The 15,434-nt window shown below is 30.1% G+C and carries 12 protein-coding genes; 5 read left to right on the top strand and 7 right to left on the bottom strand.

Going from position 1 to position 15,434, the window contains the following annotated elements:
• Positions 1 to 258: 258 nt before the first annotated feature.
• Entirely contained in the window at positions 259 to 3,378 is a 3,120-nt protein-coding gene (locus MHN29_RS02725; RefSeq protein WP_235273081.1) for a SusC/RagA family TonB-linked outer membrane protein, read from the top strand.
• A gap of 2 nt (positions 3,379 to 3,380) precedes the next feature.
• On the top strand, positions 3,381 to 4,886 hold the full coding sequence (locus MHN29_RS02720) for a SusD/RagB family nutrient-binding outer membrane lipoprotein (protein WP_235273082.1): 1,506 nt from the start codon (positions 3,381 to 3,383) through the stop codon (positions 4,884 to 4,886).
• 69 nt (positions 4,887 to 4,955) lie between these two features.
• On the opposite strand, the gene MHN29_RS02715 is transcribed toward MHN29_RS02720, so the two are convergent.
• Positions 4,956 to 5,660, bottom strand: a complete 705-nt coding sequence (locus MHN29_RS02715; protein ID WP_235273088.1) for a rhomboid family intramembrane serine protease — start codon at positions 5,658 to 5,660, stop codon at positions 4,956 to 4,958.
• Between the two features lie 76 nt (positions 5,661 to 5,736).
• On the opposite strand from MHN29_RS02715, the gene MHN29_RS02710 reads away from it, so the two are divergent.
• Positions 5,737 to 7,008, top strand: coding sequence for a replication-associated recombination protein A (locus MHN29_RS02710; RefSeq protein ID WP_235273089.1), 1,272 nt, complete (start codon positions 5,737 to 5,739; stop codon positions 7,006 to 7,008).
• Positions 7,009 to 7,013: 5 nt separating this feature from the next.
• Here MHN29_RS02710 and MHN29_RS02705 read toward each other — a convergent pair whose 3' ends face one another.
• The 6 genes from MHN29_RS02705 to radC are packed head-to-tail and all read right to left on the bottom strand — an operon-like array spanning position 7,014 to position 12,426.
• Positions 7,014 to 7,763, bottom strand: a complete 750-nt coding sequence (locus tag MHN29_RS02705) for a hypothetical protein (protein ID WP_235273093.1) — start codon at positions 7,761 to 7,763, stop codon at positions 7,014 to 7,016.
• A gap of 2 nt (positions 7,764 to 7,765) precedes the next feature.
• Entirely contained in the window at positions 7,766 to 9,133 is a 1,368-nt protein-coding gene (locus MHN29_RS02700) for a DUF5723 family protein (RefSeq protein WP_235273094.1), read from the bottom strand.
• Positions 9,134 to 9,139: 6 nt separating this feature from the next.
• Positions 9,140 to 9,685: a hypothetical protein gene (locus tag MHN29_RS02695; protein WP_235273096.1), complete on the bottom strand. Its 546-nt coding sequence runs from the start codon at positions 9,683 to 9,685 to the stop codon at positions 9,140 to 9,142.
• 28 nt (positions 9,686 to 9,713) lie between these two features.
• The gene (locus MHN29_RS02690) at positions 9,714 to 10,391 is read right to left on the bottom strand and encodes a YjjG family noncanonical pyrimidine nucleotidase (protein ID WP_235273099.1); all 678 of its coding nucleotides are present in this window, start codon (positions 10,389 to 10,391) and stop codon (positions 9,714 to 9,716) included.
• A 10-nt stretch (positions 10,392 to 10,401) separates the two neighbouring features.
• Positions 10,402 to 11,706 carry a polysaccharide deacetylase family protein gene (locus tag MHN29_RS02685; protein ID WP_235273102.1) on the bottom strand — a complete coding sequence of 435 codons (1,305 nt, stop codon included), beginning with the start codon at positions 11,704 to 11,706 and terminating at the stop codon, positions 10,402 to 10,404.
• A gap of 33 nt (positions 11,707 to 11,739) precedes the next feature.
• The gene (radC, locus tag MHN29_RS02680; RefSeq protein WP_235273103.1) at positions 11,740 to 12,426 is read right to left on the bottom strand and encodes a DNA repair protein RadC; all 687 of its coding nucleotides are present in this window, start codon (positions 12,424 to 12,426) and stop codon (positions 11,740 to 11,742) included.
• 97 nt (positions 12,427 to 12,523) lie between these two features.
• Between radC and trkA the strand changes: the two genes are divergently transcribed.
• Both trkA and MHN29_RS02670 read left to right on the top strand, forming a co-directional pair.
• Positions 12,524 to 13,870 (top strand): Trk system potassium transporter TrkA, encoded by a 1,347-nt coding sequence (gene trkA, locus MHN29_RS02675; protein WP_235273110.1) that lies wholly within the window; start codon positions 12,524 to 12,526, stop codon positions 13,868 to 13,870.
• Positions 13,870 to 15,369: a TrkH family potassium uptake protein gene (locus MHN29_RS02670; RefSeq protein WP_235273112.1), complete on the top strand. Its 1,500-nt coding sequence runs from the start codon at positions 13,870 to 13,872 to the stop codon at positions 15,367 to 15,369. The genes trkA and MHN29_RS02670 overlap by 1 nt, the downstream gene beginning before the upstream one ends.
• The last annotated feature ends 65 nt before the right edge of the window (positions 15,370 to 15,434 follow it).

The raw sequence follows: 15,434 nt of genomic DNA, 5'->3' as shown, positions 1-15,434 counted from the left end.
ATAAAATCATTATAATGACTACTAATAATTATCTATTATTAGTAGAAAATAAACACGATAACTCCTTTTCTACTAAAATAATTTAATTTCTTCTTCAATAAAGACTCATTGAATTATTTGTTCTCATTTTGTACGAAAACTTAAACCGTTTATTACACCAAAACAACCGTTTATTACGTAATACGACCGTTAATTAATTTACCATAAATCATAGTCATTTGAATCATTAAATTTTGAACTTAATTAATTCAAATTCGTATGATTAAAACAAAATTAAATGGGATATTGACGTTAACATTAGCGTTGATAATGCAAATTTCATTTGCACAAGAGCGAGTAATTTCTGGTACAGTTTTAGACGATTCTGGCGTTTTACCAGGAGTTGTTATAATGGTTAAAGGTACAAATCAAGGGACTGAAACAAACTTTGATGGTAAGTTTTCTATAAAAGCTAAAACAGGAGATGTGATTGTATTCAGTTTTGTAGGACTGAAAACTTTAGAAAAAACAGTTACAAATTCAAATAACATGACTGTTACAATGGAAAGTGACAATGTTCTAGACACTGTAGTTATTACAGCTTTGGGTAGATCAAAGTCAAAAGAAAAATTAGGCTATGCTGTAACAGAGTTAAAAGCTGATGAACTAAATAAGGGAAATACAGACGGAAATATTGTTAATGCCTTATCTGGTAAAGTTGCTGGTGTTAATATTACAAATTCTTCTGGTGATGTTGGTTCGTCATCAAGAATTGTGATACGTGGTAATTCTTCAATATTAGGAAATAATCAAGCTTTATTTATTGTTGATGGTGTTCCTATTGATAACTCTACTCTTTCAACCGCAAGAGGAGATTACGGTACCAATAGAGCAGCAGACATTGACATGAATAATGTAAAGTCTATGACTGTATTAAAAGGAGGTGCTGCAACTGTGCTATATGGAGAACGTGCTTCTGCGGGTGTTGTAATTATTACTACAAAAAATGGAGAAAACAATGGTCGTTTAAATGTTGAAGTAAAAACATCAATGGCATTTAGTCAGCCAAATAAATTTACCCAATTAACCGAAAAATACTCAAGAGGTAGGTTTGGTGATTTTAGTCCGGTAACTCACTGGAACTGGGGACCAGCATACTCAACAAATCCAGTATTTCCAGCTGGTACTTTTATTGACTTAAATGGAACCGGTACAAGAGTAGACGTAGGTGGACAATTAATTCCACATTTTAAAAACAATTATCAAAACTTTTTTAAAACTGGCTATACTAATACTCAAAATGTTTCAGTAAGTTCTGGAGGAGATAAAGGAAGTTTCAACGCTTCATTTTCTAGAAGTGATAGTGAAGGTATTGTAATTAATTCAGATTATTTAAAATACAATGCTTCTATTAATGGTCAATATGACATAAATGATAAGTTCAGCTTTTCAGGGGCAATGCAATATATCAACTCAGAGAGAAATTCAGTTGGAGGACTAAATGGTGGAAACGGTTGGGGTTCAGGATTGATCTATTATCATCATATGTGGGATTTAGTAAATAGAAACTGGGCAGATTCTCAGGGTGAAAAAACTTGGTTTTCCGGTAGCGTAGCAGATCCAATGTGGGTAGTTAACGAAACACCTTTAAACAATAAAGTAAATCGTGTATTTGGAAATTTAGGTGTATCATATAAATTCAGTGATTACTTTAAAGTTAACTATAAAATTGGCGTTGATAACTATACCGATATAAGAAAAAGATTTAGACCTATTACAGATGTTAACACAACAGCTAGAGAGGGAGATATGAGTGATTGGAGAGCTACATACAACCAAGTAAACTCAGACTTAATTATTACAGGTGACGCGAAAGTAAATGATGACTTAGATATTTCATATATGCTAGGTGGTAATATTAACGAAAGATCATATGATCAAATAAATGTTTTAGGAAAAGAACAGGTATTACCTCGCTATGTTAACATAACAAACTATGTTAATCATGAGGTTAACGCATATCAAAGTGCACAAAGAACTATTGGAGTATTTGGGGAAGTAACTTTTGATTATAAAAACTTTTTACTTTTAACGGCTACAGGTAGAAATGACTGGTCTTCTACCCTACCTTCTTCTAATAGAAGCTTCTTTTATCCGTCTATAAATGCTGGACTTATCTTCTCTAAATTTATAAATGATAATGACTTTTTAACATTTGGAAAGATACGTGGTTCATGGGCTAAAGTAGGTAAAAGTGCTCCACTATATTCCCTGTATGATACTTTTGATAAAATAAGCATAAATGCTTTAGACCAGCCTAGAGCAGAAGTTAGTGATAGTCAAAAAAACCCAAATTTAAAACCAGAAATTTCATCTGAATTTGAAATAGGTACTGAGCTTAGTTTTCTGAGTAGAAAGATTGGTTTAGATTTTACATATTATAATAAGAAAACAGATGGACAAATTATTAACATTCCACTAGCAAATTCTACTGGATACTCATCAACTGTAACTAATGCAGGAATTGTTCGAAATAAAGGTATAGAAGCCTTATTAACTTTTAAAAACTTATGGAAAATAGAAAATGTTAATTGGGATTTAGGCATTAATTTCACTAAAAACTCAAATGTAGTAGAAGAATTACCTACAGGTATAGATGAAATAACTATTGCAACTGGATGGTGGTCTAACACCTCAATTAGAGCTCGTAAAGGTATGTCTACAGGTACTATTATTGGTAGTGTTTGGGATAGAGATAATAATGGGAATGTTATAACTGTAAATGGTGTTCCTCAAATAGCAACGGCTAATGGTGTATTAGGTGATACTAATCCAGACTTTATGTTAACATTTAATGGAAATTTTGAGTATAAAGGAATTGAATTGGGCTTTTTATTTGAAGTAAAACAAGGAGGTGACGTAATTAACGATGCTAAAGCTGGTTGGATATATTCAGGAAAACATATAGACACAGAAAATAGATGGTACCCTAGCCCAACAGATCCAAATGTTGGTGTACCTACTGCAAATAGCACAATCATTTATCCTGGAGTTGATTCTGTAACAGGTCAACCAAATACTACCCCTTTAAGACTAACCAATAGCTATTATACAGATATATTTAGGAGAGTTGGAGAAGAAATGGTGGAAGATGCCTCTTGGTTGAGATTAAGAACTGTTTCTTTAGGTTACACATTACCAACAGATGTGGTAAATAAAGTTGGTTTTTCTAAAGTAAAACTATCAGTTATTGGAAACAATTTATGGTTAAAAACTGACTATACTGGTCATGATCCAGAAACTAGTGGTTTTGGTGCTGGAAGTAATGCTCAAGGTTATGATATTTTATCTGCTCCTTCTACAAAAGGATATAGTTTTAACTTAAAATTAAACTTTTAAAAATGAAAAATAATAATATAAAAAATAACACATACAATCATTTAATTGCAATTATAATGATTGTTACAATGTTTAGCTGTTCTAATTTAACTATGGATGAATTAAGCAGGGACCCAAACAATCCTACCGAGGCTAATTTAGACTTGCTTATTACAAATGCACAAGCAGATATTGCAGGTGCTTTTGGATATAATTGGGATAGATATGCAGGTACATTTGTTCAAACTTTTGCTGGTAATCATGCAATTGGCGTCAATGCTGACAGGTATCAATTAACCTCAAATGATTTTACTGGATTTTTTAACGTTCCATATAGAACAGGAATGAAAGATGCATATGAAATCATCAGAGTAGGTACTGCATCTGAACAATGGCAACACGTAGCTATGGCTAAAGTTATGATGGCAACCATGTTAGGTGCATTAACAGACGTTTATGGAAATATACCTTACAGTGAAGCTTTTCAAGGGGTACTAATCTCTCAGCCAAAATACGATACTCAGGAAAGTATTTATAATGCAATTTTTTCATTATTAGAAGGAGCTATTACAGATTTTAATAAAACACCCTCAACTCCAGTAAATAGTAGTCAAGATATAATTTATAAAGGAAACATTAATCAATGGAAAGCAGCTGCTAATCTACTTTTAGCTAGATATCATAATCATCTAAGTAAAAAAGATCCTTCTGGTTCCGCTACAAAAGCTCTAAGTTATGTTGATGCTGCTATTAATTTAGGCATGAATAATTCTGGAAACTTTGACTTTAACTACGATGGAACTTCTAACTGGCAAAACCCTTGGTATGTTTTATATGAAAACAATCTTATAGTTGCTTCTAATAAATTTATGACATTATTAAAAGATACAAATGATCCTAGATTAAGAGCTTACTGGGACAACAAACCTTTTAATTATCCTTTAAATGGCGGTGTTTTAGGATATATTGGTAAAAATAATGGTGATCCAACAGGTGGTGCATCTTATTCACCAGTAGGGCCAAGTACTTATTATGGTAAAAAAGCTTCTCCTCAATTAATTGCTACTTATTTTGAATTGAGGTTTATCGAAGCAGAAGCTGCCATGAGAGCTAATAATCCGGGAAGAGCCGCTACTGCTCTGAATGCTGCTATCAATACCCAATTAGACTTGGTAACACCAACTGTAGTTTCACTAATAACTGCTGAAGGTGGCGACATCCCTGCTTATAACGCTCAAATTGATGCCTACAAAACATTACATGCTAATGAAACAGCTAGTACAGTTACAATGGAAAAAATAATGACTGAAAAATACAAAGCAATGTTCACAATGAATCTTGAAACATGGACTGATATGAGAAGGCATAATTTTTCTTATCCAGGTAATGGTTACTTATCATTACCTAACAATGCTACATTAGCAAATTATATCAGAAGAGGATTATATCCTCAATCTGAACTTGATTTTAACTCTTCTAATGTACCTTCAGGTATTACTATGACTGATAGACTTTGGTGGGATGAATAGAATAATTCATTTATAATTAAATTAAAAAGCAGTAGTAATTACTACTGCTTTTTTATGAATAAAAATAATTTACTCGTTCTCTTTATAAATATATTTATAATTAAATTCTTCAATCTCTAATTCATCTTCTACAATTGGAGGCACATAATTTCCATCCTCATCAAACATATCATCAAATTCAGTTTTAGAAAATTCAAATTTTTTCTGTGTAATTCCTTTACCTCTATAAAATATTGCCAAAATAAACCCCATTATAAACCCTGACAAATGTCCTTCCCATGACATTCCTTCCTTAATAGGTAATACATACCATATCATGCTTCCATATAAAAAAATTGTTATTAATGAAACTGCCACCAAACGGTAATGCTTCTTTATAACCCCACTAAAAAACACAAAACTAAAAAGTAAATAAACAATTCCACTAGCCCCAATATGGTAAGATTCCCTAGCTATAATCCACGTAAGAAAACCAGTTGCAAGTCCTCCATATACCAAAACTTTCAATGCGACTTCTTTATAAAAATAAAAAAGGCATGTTGAGAGCACAAATAGGGGCACTGAATTATTAAAAAGGTGATTTGTATCACTGTGAATAAAAGGTGAGCTTAAAACCCCTTTTAAACCTGTTAATTTTCTCGGTAATACCCCAAATTTGTTAAAATTAAACCCAAACTTAATTTCTATCCAATAGATAAACCATATCAAAAAGACAAAAAGAAAAGGAATAATAAAAACCTTATTAGAATATTTTAATTGACTTTCTTCTTTCATTATATCTAAATTAACAAAAATAAATCCAAACAAAAATTTCGGAACATCTGTCATAAAACTTTTCTATTTTTACCAAATGAATCAACCTTTGGCAGAAAGAATACGTCCGCAAAAACTATCAGATTATATAAGTCAACAACATTTAGTTGGCGATAATGGTATTTTAACCAATCATATTAAACAAGGAATTATTCCTTCTTTAATACTTTGGGGACCTCCTGGAATTGGTAAAACAACACTTGCCAATATCATTGCAAAAGAATCCAACCGACCATTTTATACCCTCAGTGCAATTAGTTCTGGAGTTAAAGATGTTAGAGATGTTATTGAGAAAGCTAAGAAAAGTGGAGGTTTATTTACACAAAAAAATCCAATCCTATTTATTGACGAGATTCATCGTTTTAGTAAATCTCAACAAGATTCTTTATTAGGTGCCGTAGAAAAAGGCTGGGTTACTTTAGTTGGTGCTACTACTGAAAACCCAAGTTTTGAAGTCATACCTGCCCTACTATCTAGATGTCAGGTATATATTTTAAACTCTTTTGATAAAAATGATTTAATCGCTTTAATAGATAGAGCCATTAAAAAAGATGAATTCATTTCTCAAAAGAAAATTACTTTAAAAGAAACAGATGCTTTATTACAGGTATCTGGTGGTGATGCTCGTAAACTTTTAAATATATTTGAATTACTGGTTGCAGCAGATCAAGAAATAGAAATAACTAATGAATTAGTTTTATCTAAAATTCAAAAAAATACGGTTAGATATGATAAAACTGGTGAACAACACTATGATATTGTTTCAGCTTTTATAAAATCCATTAGAGGAAGCGATCCTAATGCTGCTGTATATTGGTTGGCAAGAATGATTGAAGGTGGTGAAGATGTAAAGTTTATCGCTAGAAGAATGTTAATTTTAGCCTCTGAAGATATTGGTAATGCAAACCCAACAGCTTTTATAATGGCAAATAATACATTTCAAGCTGTTTCAACAATTGGATATCCTGAATCTAGAATTATACTAAGTCAATGTGCTATATATTTGGCTAATTCTACTAAAAGTAATGCTTCTTATATGGCTATTGGTGAAGCTCAAAATCTGGTAAAAACTACAGGTGATTTATCTGTTCCTTTACATTTGAGAAATGCCCCAACTAAATTAATGAAAGATTTAGACTATGGTAAAGACTATCAATACTCTCATAATTATCAAAACAACTTTGTAAATCAAGAATTCTTACCTGATGAAATAAAAAACACTAAATTTTATGAGCCAGGTAATAATGCTAGAGAAAATCAATTCAGAGAATTATTAAGACAACGTTGGGGTGATAAATATAATTATTAAGTTAATTAAAATTTAATCTGATATTTTTCAATTACATTCTCCTCTCCTTTGTAGTATTCAGCAATCCAAATATTTCCATTTTTATATAAGATTCCATTTTTATTTTGGATTACATAAACATCTTTTACATTAGTTTTTAATATTTTAAAAACTACTTTAGGATCAGAATCGATTACTTGATATCCAGTATTAGTAGGTTGAGCGTATAGCATTGGGTTTACTACAGCTTTTACATTAGTTTTTATATTCTTTTTAACTTCAATAGTTTTAGGTGTTTTAACTACAACCTGGTTTTTTTCAACTACTGCTACCTCTTTTTCGCTTGTTGCTGGAGTGTATTTATACTTTAATTTCTCTATAGATTTAAAAGCGTTTCTTATGGCTTCATGATAAGCTTTTTTATAATCTTTTAATAAGCTTTTACCTACTTTAGATGAATAAACTAAATTATTATAACAATCTCTTAACTCTACAATACTTTTAGTATTAAACATACCAGACTCATCTTTTATCGTTCCCATTAGAGCCTTACATCTATTTTGTGCTAAATCGTCTGGTAGTTCTTCATTATCTAAAAAAGCTACAAACCCATATTTCTTAAATAAAAATTTAGTTAAAGAACTCGTTTGATACTTATCAGGTTGTTTAACAAAATCAAACTTACTAGGTACGATAACATACTTATAATTATTAATACTTTTTTGACCAAAAATTGTTGCTGTGAAAAGCAAAAAAATAAAAAATATTTTTTTCATATTTATTTAAAAATTAAGTTCATACCAAATTGGAATGAAGCTGTATTAGTATCTGCTATATCAGCTAATCCAAATATATTATCTACCAAACCATAGACGTGAAATTTACCTATTTTACTTGATAATCCCAAACCTATATTTGTATAAGAGAAATCATCTATAGTATAAGTAAATTTAGTATTGATTTTTCCTGATAATTTACGTTCATAAAATCCAGTTAAAGCAAATTTAGGTCCAGTTGGTCTGAAAACAGAAAACAATTGGGCACCTATAGAATTATTGTAATATTCTTTGTAAGACATGTCACTACAATTCTCTTCATTTCTACTTCTTCCCCACCCGTATTTATAAGAAGCATTAAATTTAATAGGCCTCATCACAGAATAAGCTTCTTCATTTTCTTCTGAAGGTACTTGTTGTTTAAAATCATCATTTAAATTTTCCCAGTAGTTAGTATTGGTACTATCATATAAGAACTCTATTCCAGAAAAAGTATAATCTCCTTTAGCCGTAACATTTCTTATATCACTAGAATAATTAACAAAACCTATATCTAATAAACTCGCTGTTATTTTTGTTTGCTGATCTAATTGATAACTAAAACCAATATCAAAACCTAATCCTAAATTAGAAAAGAAAGCTTTACCAACAATATCACTTGCTGTTATATCATTTTCATAATATAATCCAGAACTATAACCATTAAAATTTAAATTATTAATTGTGTGAGTATAAATATTATTTTGTCCTAAGCGAGTAGTAAAGCTACCTGTATTATTTGTTGAAGTAACATTTGCTATTCCTGAATAAATCTTAAACCTTCCTCCAAGTGTAAACTGAGAATTAATTTTTCTTGAAAGTCCTACATGTAAAACACTTAATGCATCTGCTTTTACATTTACTTGTGAGACTAAAAAGGTTCTATTTAAGTTTGCTGCATTACCATCATTAATTAAGTCGATAGCGTCTTTTGGATAATTTGCAAAAAAATCAATTTCAGTATAGAAACCAACACTTAAAAAATCTTTGTCATTTAACCTGTAACTTCCACTTAGAACTTCAATTTGGTGATTAAAACTCACATAATCATCTACTGAAACTCTATCGATAGCATTTCTAACCTTGACATTGAAATCCACGTTATCATTTCTAAATAAATCAGCCACTGTAATTTCACTCAAACCAGCATTAAAATGAATTCCTGATAACAGAGGAATTCCAATATGAGCTTTATAACCAGGCCGAACACTTGGGTTTAATAACATTGTCTGAGGTATCTCATCAAAGTCATATAATAACGGTTTATTTTGACCATTTACAGACAAAACACCACATACTAACAGTACAATTAGTTTAAAAAAATCTCGCATTAATAATTATATTTTAAAGGTAAATGTACCTGCAGATTTAAAAATAAACTCATTTAAATCATTAGGATCTATTGGTGTTCCTGTTGTTGTGATCAACTCTAAAGAAGTTCTTATTTTTCTTGTATTTAAAAACAAAGGAGAGTTACTAATTGTAATCGTTTCTTTGTGTTCAAACTTTGGAGTATTTGCTTGTATTAATAAAGGAGTTACCGCGTAAGTAACTACATCTGAATCGTCAAGAAATTCAATATTAATATTAATATTTCTATTAAAAGGATTGGTTATTTCAAAATCAAAAACAATTTCTAATAAATTTTCCTGTACAACTTCTTCTTCTATTATTGTTAAATTAGATCGATCAGTAATAAGCCCAGTTATCTCTGTATTAGTATTATCTAAAAAACTTAATGCTGGAATTTTAAAAAAAACTAATGAAGCAATAAACTTAGGTTTAGAATCAAAATCATTTACTTGATCTAAATCTACATCCTTAACACAAGACAAGAATGTGAAACCTAACAATAGGAATAAACAATATCTTTTTAGTATCATAATTTGGTTTTCTTATAACGCAACAAACCTATAAATATTGCTTTAATTGAGCAAGCGAATTAATACTAGTAACAGTTTTATTTATATTAGGTTCGGTTACAAAATGAATAGCACTCATTCCTACATTAACTGCTCCTTCAATATCTGCCTCATAACTATCTCCAATCATCATTGAATTATTTACCGTAGCATTGGCTTGTTTTAAAGCATATTCAAAAATCTTAGGGTTTGGCTTTTTTACTCCTATACATTCAGATGTTATTACTTTTTTAAAATATTTATCAATTCCAGATTTTTTTAGTTTTACATTTTGTACTTCTTCAAAACCATTTGTAATAATATGTAGTTCATATTTTTGTACCAAATAATCTAAAATCTCAAAGGCTCCATCAAACAAGTAATTATTATTAGGTAAATATTTAATATAATCTTCAGAAATCTTATCAATTAAATCATCTGAAGCATCATATTTGAGTATATCAAAAGCTTCTTTTAGTCTTTTATATCGTAAATCCTTTTTTAAAATTTTATTTTCTCTGAATAACCTCCAATATTTTAAATTAATAGGCATGTAAACTTCTAAGAAATCATCTATTTGAATTTTGATACTCTGCTCCTTAAATATTTGTTCAAATGTTAATTTTGAATTTCTATCAAAATCCCATAAAGTATGATCTAAATCAAAAAAAATGTGTTTTATATCCATCAATCAATTTTTAACTTCTCACTATTTTTAGCATAGAACTGTATACCCTTGTCCAACCTTTCCATCTCTGATAATTACTTAAACTTTCATTATGAAAAACAGTTATAAAAGTTCCATTAACAGCCTTAACTTCATTTTTTAAATCTCTTATTTTACCTAAAGATTGTTTAGCCGTTAATTTCATATAATCGTTTAACGTAGAATCTATCAAAGCAAACGGAAATATTTTTAAAGGTGTTTGAATTTCAAACTCTAAATCATAGAAATAAAACGGAGTGCAAGTACTTGCTCTAAAACCTGTATAATTTGGATATCCCATTGAATAATCTTCTTCAATTTCTAAGTCAATTAATTTTTGATACGTTTCTGGTAAAGAAACTCGTAAATAATGCTGACGAGATCTTTTAACTGGTACATTTGTTATACTCTCTAACCTTTCAACTTCTTTTTTTAATAAAGTTCCATTATTCATGGTATAATATGATGGGTGTAAACCAACACGTGCATAATCAACCATATCCTTGATTAATAACCTGAACTTACTTTTTGAAGTAGATACATTCGTATCAAAAGTTGTATAATCACCAATTAGAAAGAAAAAAACAGTTCTTACTTTATATATTTTTTTCAATTCTAAAATCGTGCTAAATGTATTAAACGGATCTCTTTTAATACTGAATAACACAGCCAACCTATCCCAAATGGTGAAAATTTTAAATTGAGAAATATCTTTAAAAAAACCTCCTATTGTTCTTACAAAACTTTTATACTTATATGCGAATGCATTGTCAACGTCTATAGTTGAAATGTATTCATATTTTCTTGTTGTATGTTCATAATCAGGAAACTTAATTTTTAATTTCTCTAAAAACTTATAAGCCCAAATATCTACTAATGGTTTTTCTAAAAAGTTGTTTTTAAAAGCTATACTTTCTTCTGCAGAAAATCTACCATATTTATCCTTTATATGTGGCAAATACTCTTCATATCTAGATATTAGATAAAAGCTAGCTGCAAAAATATCGAAAGGTATTTCTGATTGTTCTCCTGTTAAAAAAAAGCAAGAAACATCATCCCACTTCTGAACATTGATATCAATATCCCTTACTCCTTGTTGAAATAACAACTCATTACTTTTTACAAAGAATTCTTTTCCTAAGGCTACATTGGTATATGAAAATTTTGCACCATTATAAGCTACAAAATCTTCAACCTTTCCTGTAAAATCAATTGGAATTTGTAAAATACGTGTAAAAATATGCTTAAAAATATAACGTACTCTTGGTGTTACCTTATGAGTATAAATCAGTATCATAGTGAGTAAATGTTAAACTGTAAAGCCCAAGATTTATAAAATCATTTCGTCGGCAAAGCTAAAGTACGTTTTTTCAGTAACTATTATGTGATCTAGTAATTTTATGTTTAATGTAGCTCCAGCACTTTTAATCTTTTTAGTCAACTCAATATCTGAATTACTTGGCTCTAATTTCCCTGATGGATGATTATGGCAAACGATTATTCCTACAGCCGACAATTCTAAAGCTCTTTTGTATAATAATCTAATATCTACCAAGGTAGCAGTAAAACCTCCCTTACTAATTTGGAATTTCTCCAACACAACATTTGAATTATTTAAGTATAAAGCCCAAAACTCTTCGTGCTCAATATCACCAATTAAAGGTTGAATAATATTAAAGGCATTTTTAGAACTATAAATTTTTAATTCTTCTTCTTTTTGCATGAATAATTTTCGCTTTCCAAACTCTAAAGCTGAAACAATTGTAATTGCTTTCGCTTCTCCAATTCCTTTGAATTTCATTAAAGCTTGTACCGATAATTTTGATAAACTATTTAAATCATTATCAACAGACAATAAAATTCTCTTAGCTAAGCCTACAGCCGATTCTTGCTTATTTCCTGCTCCAATTAAAATTGCGATTAATTCTGCATTTGAAAGTGTACTTTTTCCTTTTAGCATCAGTTTTTTACGCGGCATATCGTCAATAGCCCACGACTTTATTGATATCTTTTTCATATAAATTTATTTACATAGCAACGATAAATATAATTCATTTTTTGCACAACCCAAAGAAGCACAGTATCTTTGCGTTCTATCTTTTTCAATAAAAAATATGAAGATTATTATAGCCGGGGCTGGAGACGTTGGTTTTCATTTGGCTAAACTCCTTTCTTACGAGTCGCAAGACACCTTTGTGATAGATTTTGATGGTGATAAATTAAATTACATCAATAATCATTTAGATGTTTTTACTAAAAAAGGAGATGCTACCTCAATAAAACTTTTAAAAGAGATTGGTATTGAATCAGCCGATTTATTATTAGCTGTTACTGAAAGTCAAAATACAAACTTTACGATTTCAGTAGTAGGAAAAGCTTTAGGCGTAAAAAAAACAATTGCTAGAATAAACAACCCTGAATTTTTAAAAAACGATTGTATCAATTTTAAAGATTACGGTGTTGATTTTATGATTTCTCCAGAAGAATTAGCTGCTGAAGAAATAAAATTTCTTTTAAATCAATCCTCGTTTAACGACACTGTAGCATTTGAAAATGGTTTATTTAATATCATGGGAACTACCCTTGGTTATAAATCGCCAATTTTAGATTTAACAGTAAAAGAAGCTAAAGACAAGTTTAGCTTGGTAGATTTTATTACCATTGCTATTAAACGAGAAGGTATTGCTCAAACTATTATTCCTCGTGGTGATACTGTATATAAAATGAACGATCAGGTATATTTTTCAGTTCCTAATTATAGTATTGATAAATTACACCCTATAATTGGTAAAGAGCAAATAGATATAAAAAATGTAATGATTCTAGGAGGAAGTAGCATAGGGCGAAAAACTTCTAGAAACTTATGTAAAGACAACTTTAAAGTTAAATTAGTAGAGAAAAAGAAAGAAAAAGCCTTAAATCTTGCTGAAGACCTAAGAGATACCTTAGTAATTCATGGAGATGGTAGAGACTTAGGACTCTTAGAAGAGGAAAATATTAGAGAAATGGATGCTTTTGTAGCTGTTACAGGAGACTCTGAGACTAATATAATGTCTTGTTTAGTGGCTAAATCTAAAGGTGTTAAAAAAACAATAGCTTTGGTTGAGAATATGGACTATATAAACATCTCTCAAACAATTGGTATAGACACACTTATCAATAAAAAACTAATCGCTGCAAGTAATATTTTCCGTCATATCCGTAAAGGTGAAATATTAGCATTAGCTAACTTACATAACATCGATGCTGAAGTTTTTGAATTTGAAGTTCAAGAAAACGCTAAAGTAACTAAAAAGCCTATTAAAGAATTACGTTTCCCTAGGGAAGCTGTTTTTGGTGGTGTTGTTAGAGAAGGAAAAGCTCATATGTCTTTTGGAGATTTCCAATTACAAAGTGGAGATAGAGCAATTGTGTTTTGTTTGCCTGAAGCTATATCAACAGTAGAAGATTTATTCAACTAATGGAGAATCTTAATTTTAAATTAATTTACCGTTTTTTAGGAATAACAGCAATTCTTAATGGATTGTTCATGTGGCTTTCATTGCCTTTTAGTTTTTATTATGATGAGCCTTCTAAATGGGGGATTTTAAATGCCGGTATTATTACCGTTGCTTTAGGTCTGGTTTTTTATTTTTTTAATAAACCTGACAATAAGAAAATTCAGAAAAAAGAAGGATATCTTATTGTAACTTTAGGATGGCTTACATTATCATTTACTGGAATGCTTCCCTATGTATTATCTGGTAGTATACCTAATATTACAAATGCTTTTTTTGAAACTATTTCTGGTTATTCAACTACGGGATCTTCAATCTTAACTGATATTGAATCAATGCCCAAAGGAATACTCTTTTGGCGTAGTGCTACTCATTGGATTGGCGGTATGGGAATAATTGTATTAACCATTGCTATATTACCATTATTAGGAATTGGAGGTATGCAATTATTTATGGCGGAAGCTCCAGGACCTTCAACAGATAAATTACACCCACGAATTACCGATACAGCTAAGCGTTTATGGTTAATATATGTTTTATTAACTGTTATAGAATTTTTACTTTTAAAGGTAGCTGGAATGACTTGGTTTGATGCTATAAATCATGCTATGGCTACAGTTAGCACAGGTGGTTTTTCAACAAAGAATGCTAGTGTTGCTCATTGGAATGGGACTCCTTTAATACAGTATATCATCATCTTTTTTATGTTCATAGCAGGTACAAATTTTGTACTTACCTATTTTGCTTTAAAAGGAAAAGTGAGTAAAGTAATTCAAAGTGAAGAGTTCAAATATTACCTTTTTGGAACACTAATAATATCTTCTATTGTTGCTGTTATGATTATTTTTTATCAAGACCCAGCATTACAAACTTCAATTAACCACCCTATGGTTTTAGGTAAAGTAGAAAGCGCTATTAGGCATTCATTATTTTCAGTAATATCAGTAGTAACCACTACAGGTTTTGTAACAGCTGATTTTACTATGTGGAGCTTTTTTGTTACTGCTATTTTCTTTTCATTATTTTTCTTAGGAGGATCGGCAGGTTCTACTTCTGGAGGAGTAAAAATTGTTCGACACATTGTAATGCTAAAAAACAGCTTTTTAGAATTCAAGAAATCAATTCATCCTAATGCAATTATACCGGTGCGTTATGACGGAAAAGCTGTAAATCAAACTATTGTATTCAACATACTTTCTTTCTTTGTATTATACATGCTCATTTTCATTATTGGAACAGTAATCTTAGCTTTCTTTGGTTTAGATTTATATTCTGCTTTAGGTGCTTGTGCTTCTTCTTTAGGTAATATAGGCCCAGCTATTGGAAGTGTTAGTCCTGTTGATAATTTTAATCATTTATCTACAGGAGCAAAATGGTTTTGTTCTTTCCTAATGCTTATTGGGCGTTTAGAATTATTTACTGTTTTAATTCTACTTACACCCTTCTTTTGGTGTAAAAACTAAGCACTTACATCCTATTTTTTTTAAAAAAAAGGATGTTTTCATCATGCCTTTTAGGGGGAAAACAC

This window comes from Tenacibaculum sp. Cn5-46 (genome assembly GCF_022347705.1).
Lineage (GTDB): Bacteria > Bacteroidota > Bacteroidia > Flavobacteriales > Flavobacteriaceae > Polaribacter > Polaribacter aiptasiae.
This window is presented reverse-complemented; position numbering and strand designations above follow the sequence as displayed.

What these genes read in the sequence shown, in the direction of transcription:
- MHN29_RS02725 (WP_235273081.1), top strand. Translation starts at nt 259, where the DNA reads ATGATTAAAACAAAATTAAATGGGATATTGACGTTAACATTAGCGTTG.
- MHN29_RS02720 (WP_235273082.1), top strand. Translation starts at nt 3,381, where the DNA reads ATGAAAAATAATAATATAAAAAATAACACATACAATCATTTAATTGCA.
- MHN29_RS02715 (WP_235273088.1), bottom strand. Translation starts at nt 5,660, where the DNA reads ATGAAAGAAGAAAGTCAATTAAAATATTCTAATAAGGTTTTTATTATT.
- MHN29_RS02710 (WP_235273089.1), top strand. Translation starts at nt 5,737, where the DNA reads ATGAATCAACCTTTGGCAGAAAGAATACGTCCGCAAAAACTATCAGAT.
- MHN29_RS02705 (WP_235273093.1), bottom strand. Translation starts at nt 7,763, where the DNA reads ATGAAAAAAATATTTTTTATTTTTTTGCTTTTCACAGCAACAATTTTT.
- MHN29_RS02700 (WP_235273094.1), bottom strand. Translation starts at nt 9,133, where the DNA reads ATGCGAGATTTTTTTAAACTAATTGTACTGTTAGTATGTGGTGTTTTG.
- MHN29_RS02695 (WP_235273096.1), bottom strand. Translation starts at nt 9,685, where the DNA reads ATGATACTAAAAAGATATTGTTTATTCCTATTGTTAGGTTTCACATTC.
- MHN29_RS02690 (WP_235273099.1), bottom strand. Translation starts at nt 10,391, where the DNA reads ATGGATATAAAACACATTTTTTTTGATTTAGATCATACTTTATGGGAT.
- MHN29_RS02685 (WP_235273102.1), bottom strand. Translation starts at nt 11,706, where the DNA reads ATGATACTGATTTATACTCATAAGGTAACACCAAGAGTACGTTATATT.
- radC (WP_235273103.1), bottom strand. Translation starts at nt 12,426, where the DNA reads ATGAAAAAGATATCAATAAAGTCGTGGGCTATTGACGATATGCCGCGT.
- trkA (WP_235273110.1), top strand. Translation starts at nt 12,524, where the DNA reads ATGAAGATTATTATAGCCGGGGCTGGAGACGTTGGTTTTCATTTGGCT.
- MHN29_RS02670 (WP_235273112.1), top strand. Translation starts at nt 13,870, where the DNA reads ATGGAGAATCTTAATTTTAAATTAATTTACCGTTTTTTAGGAATAACA.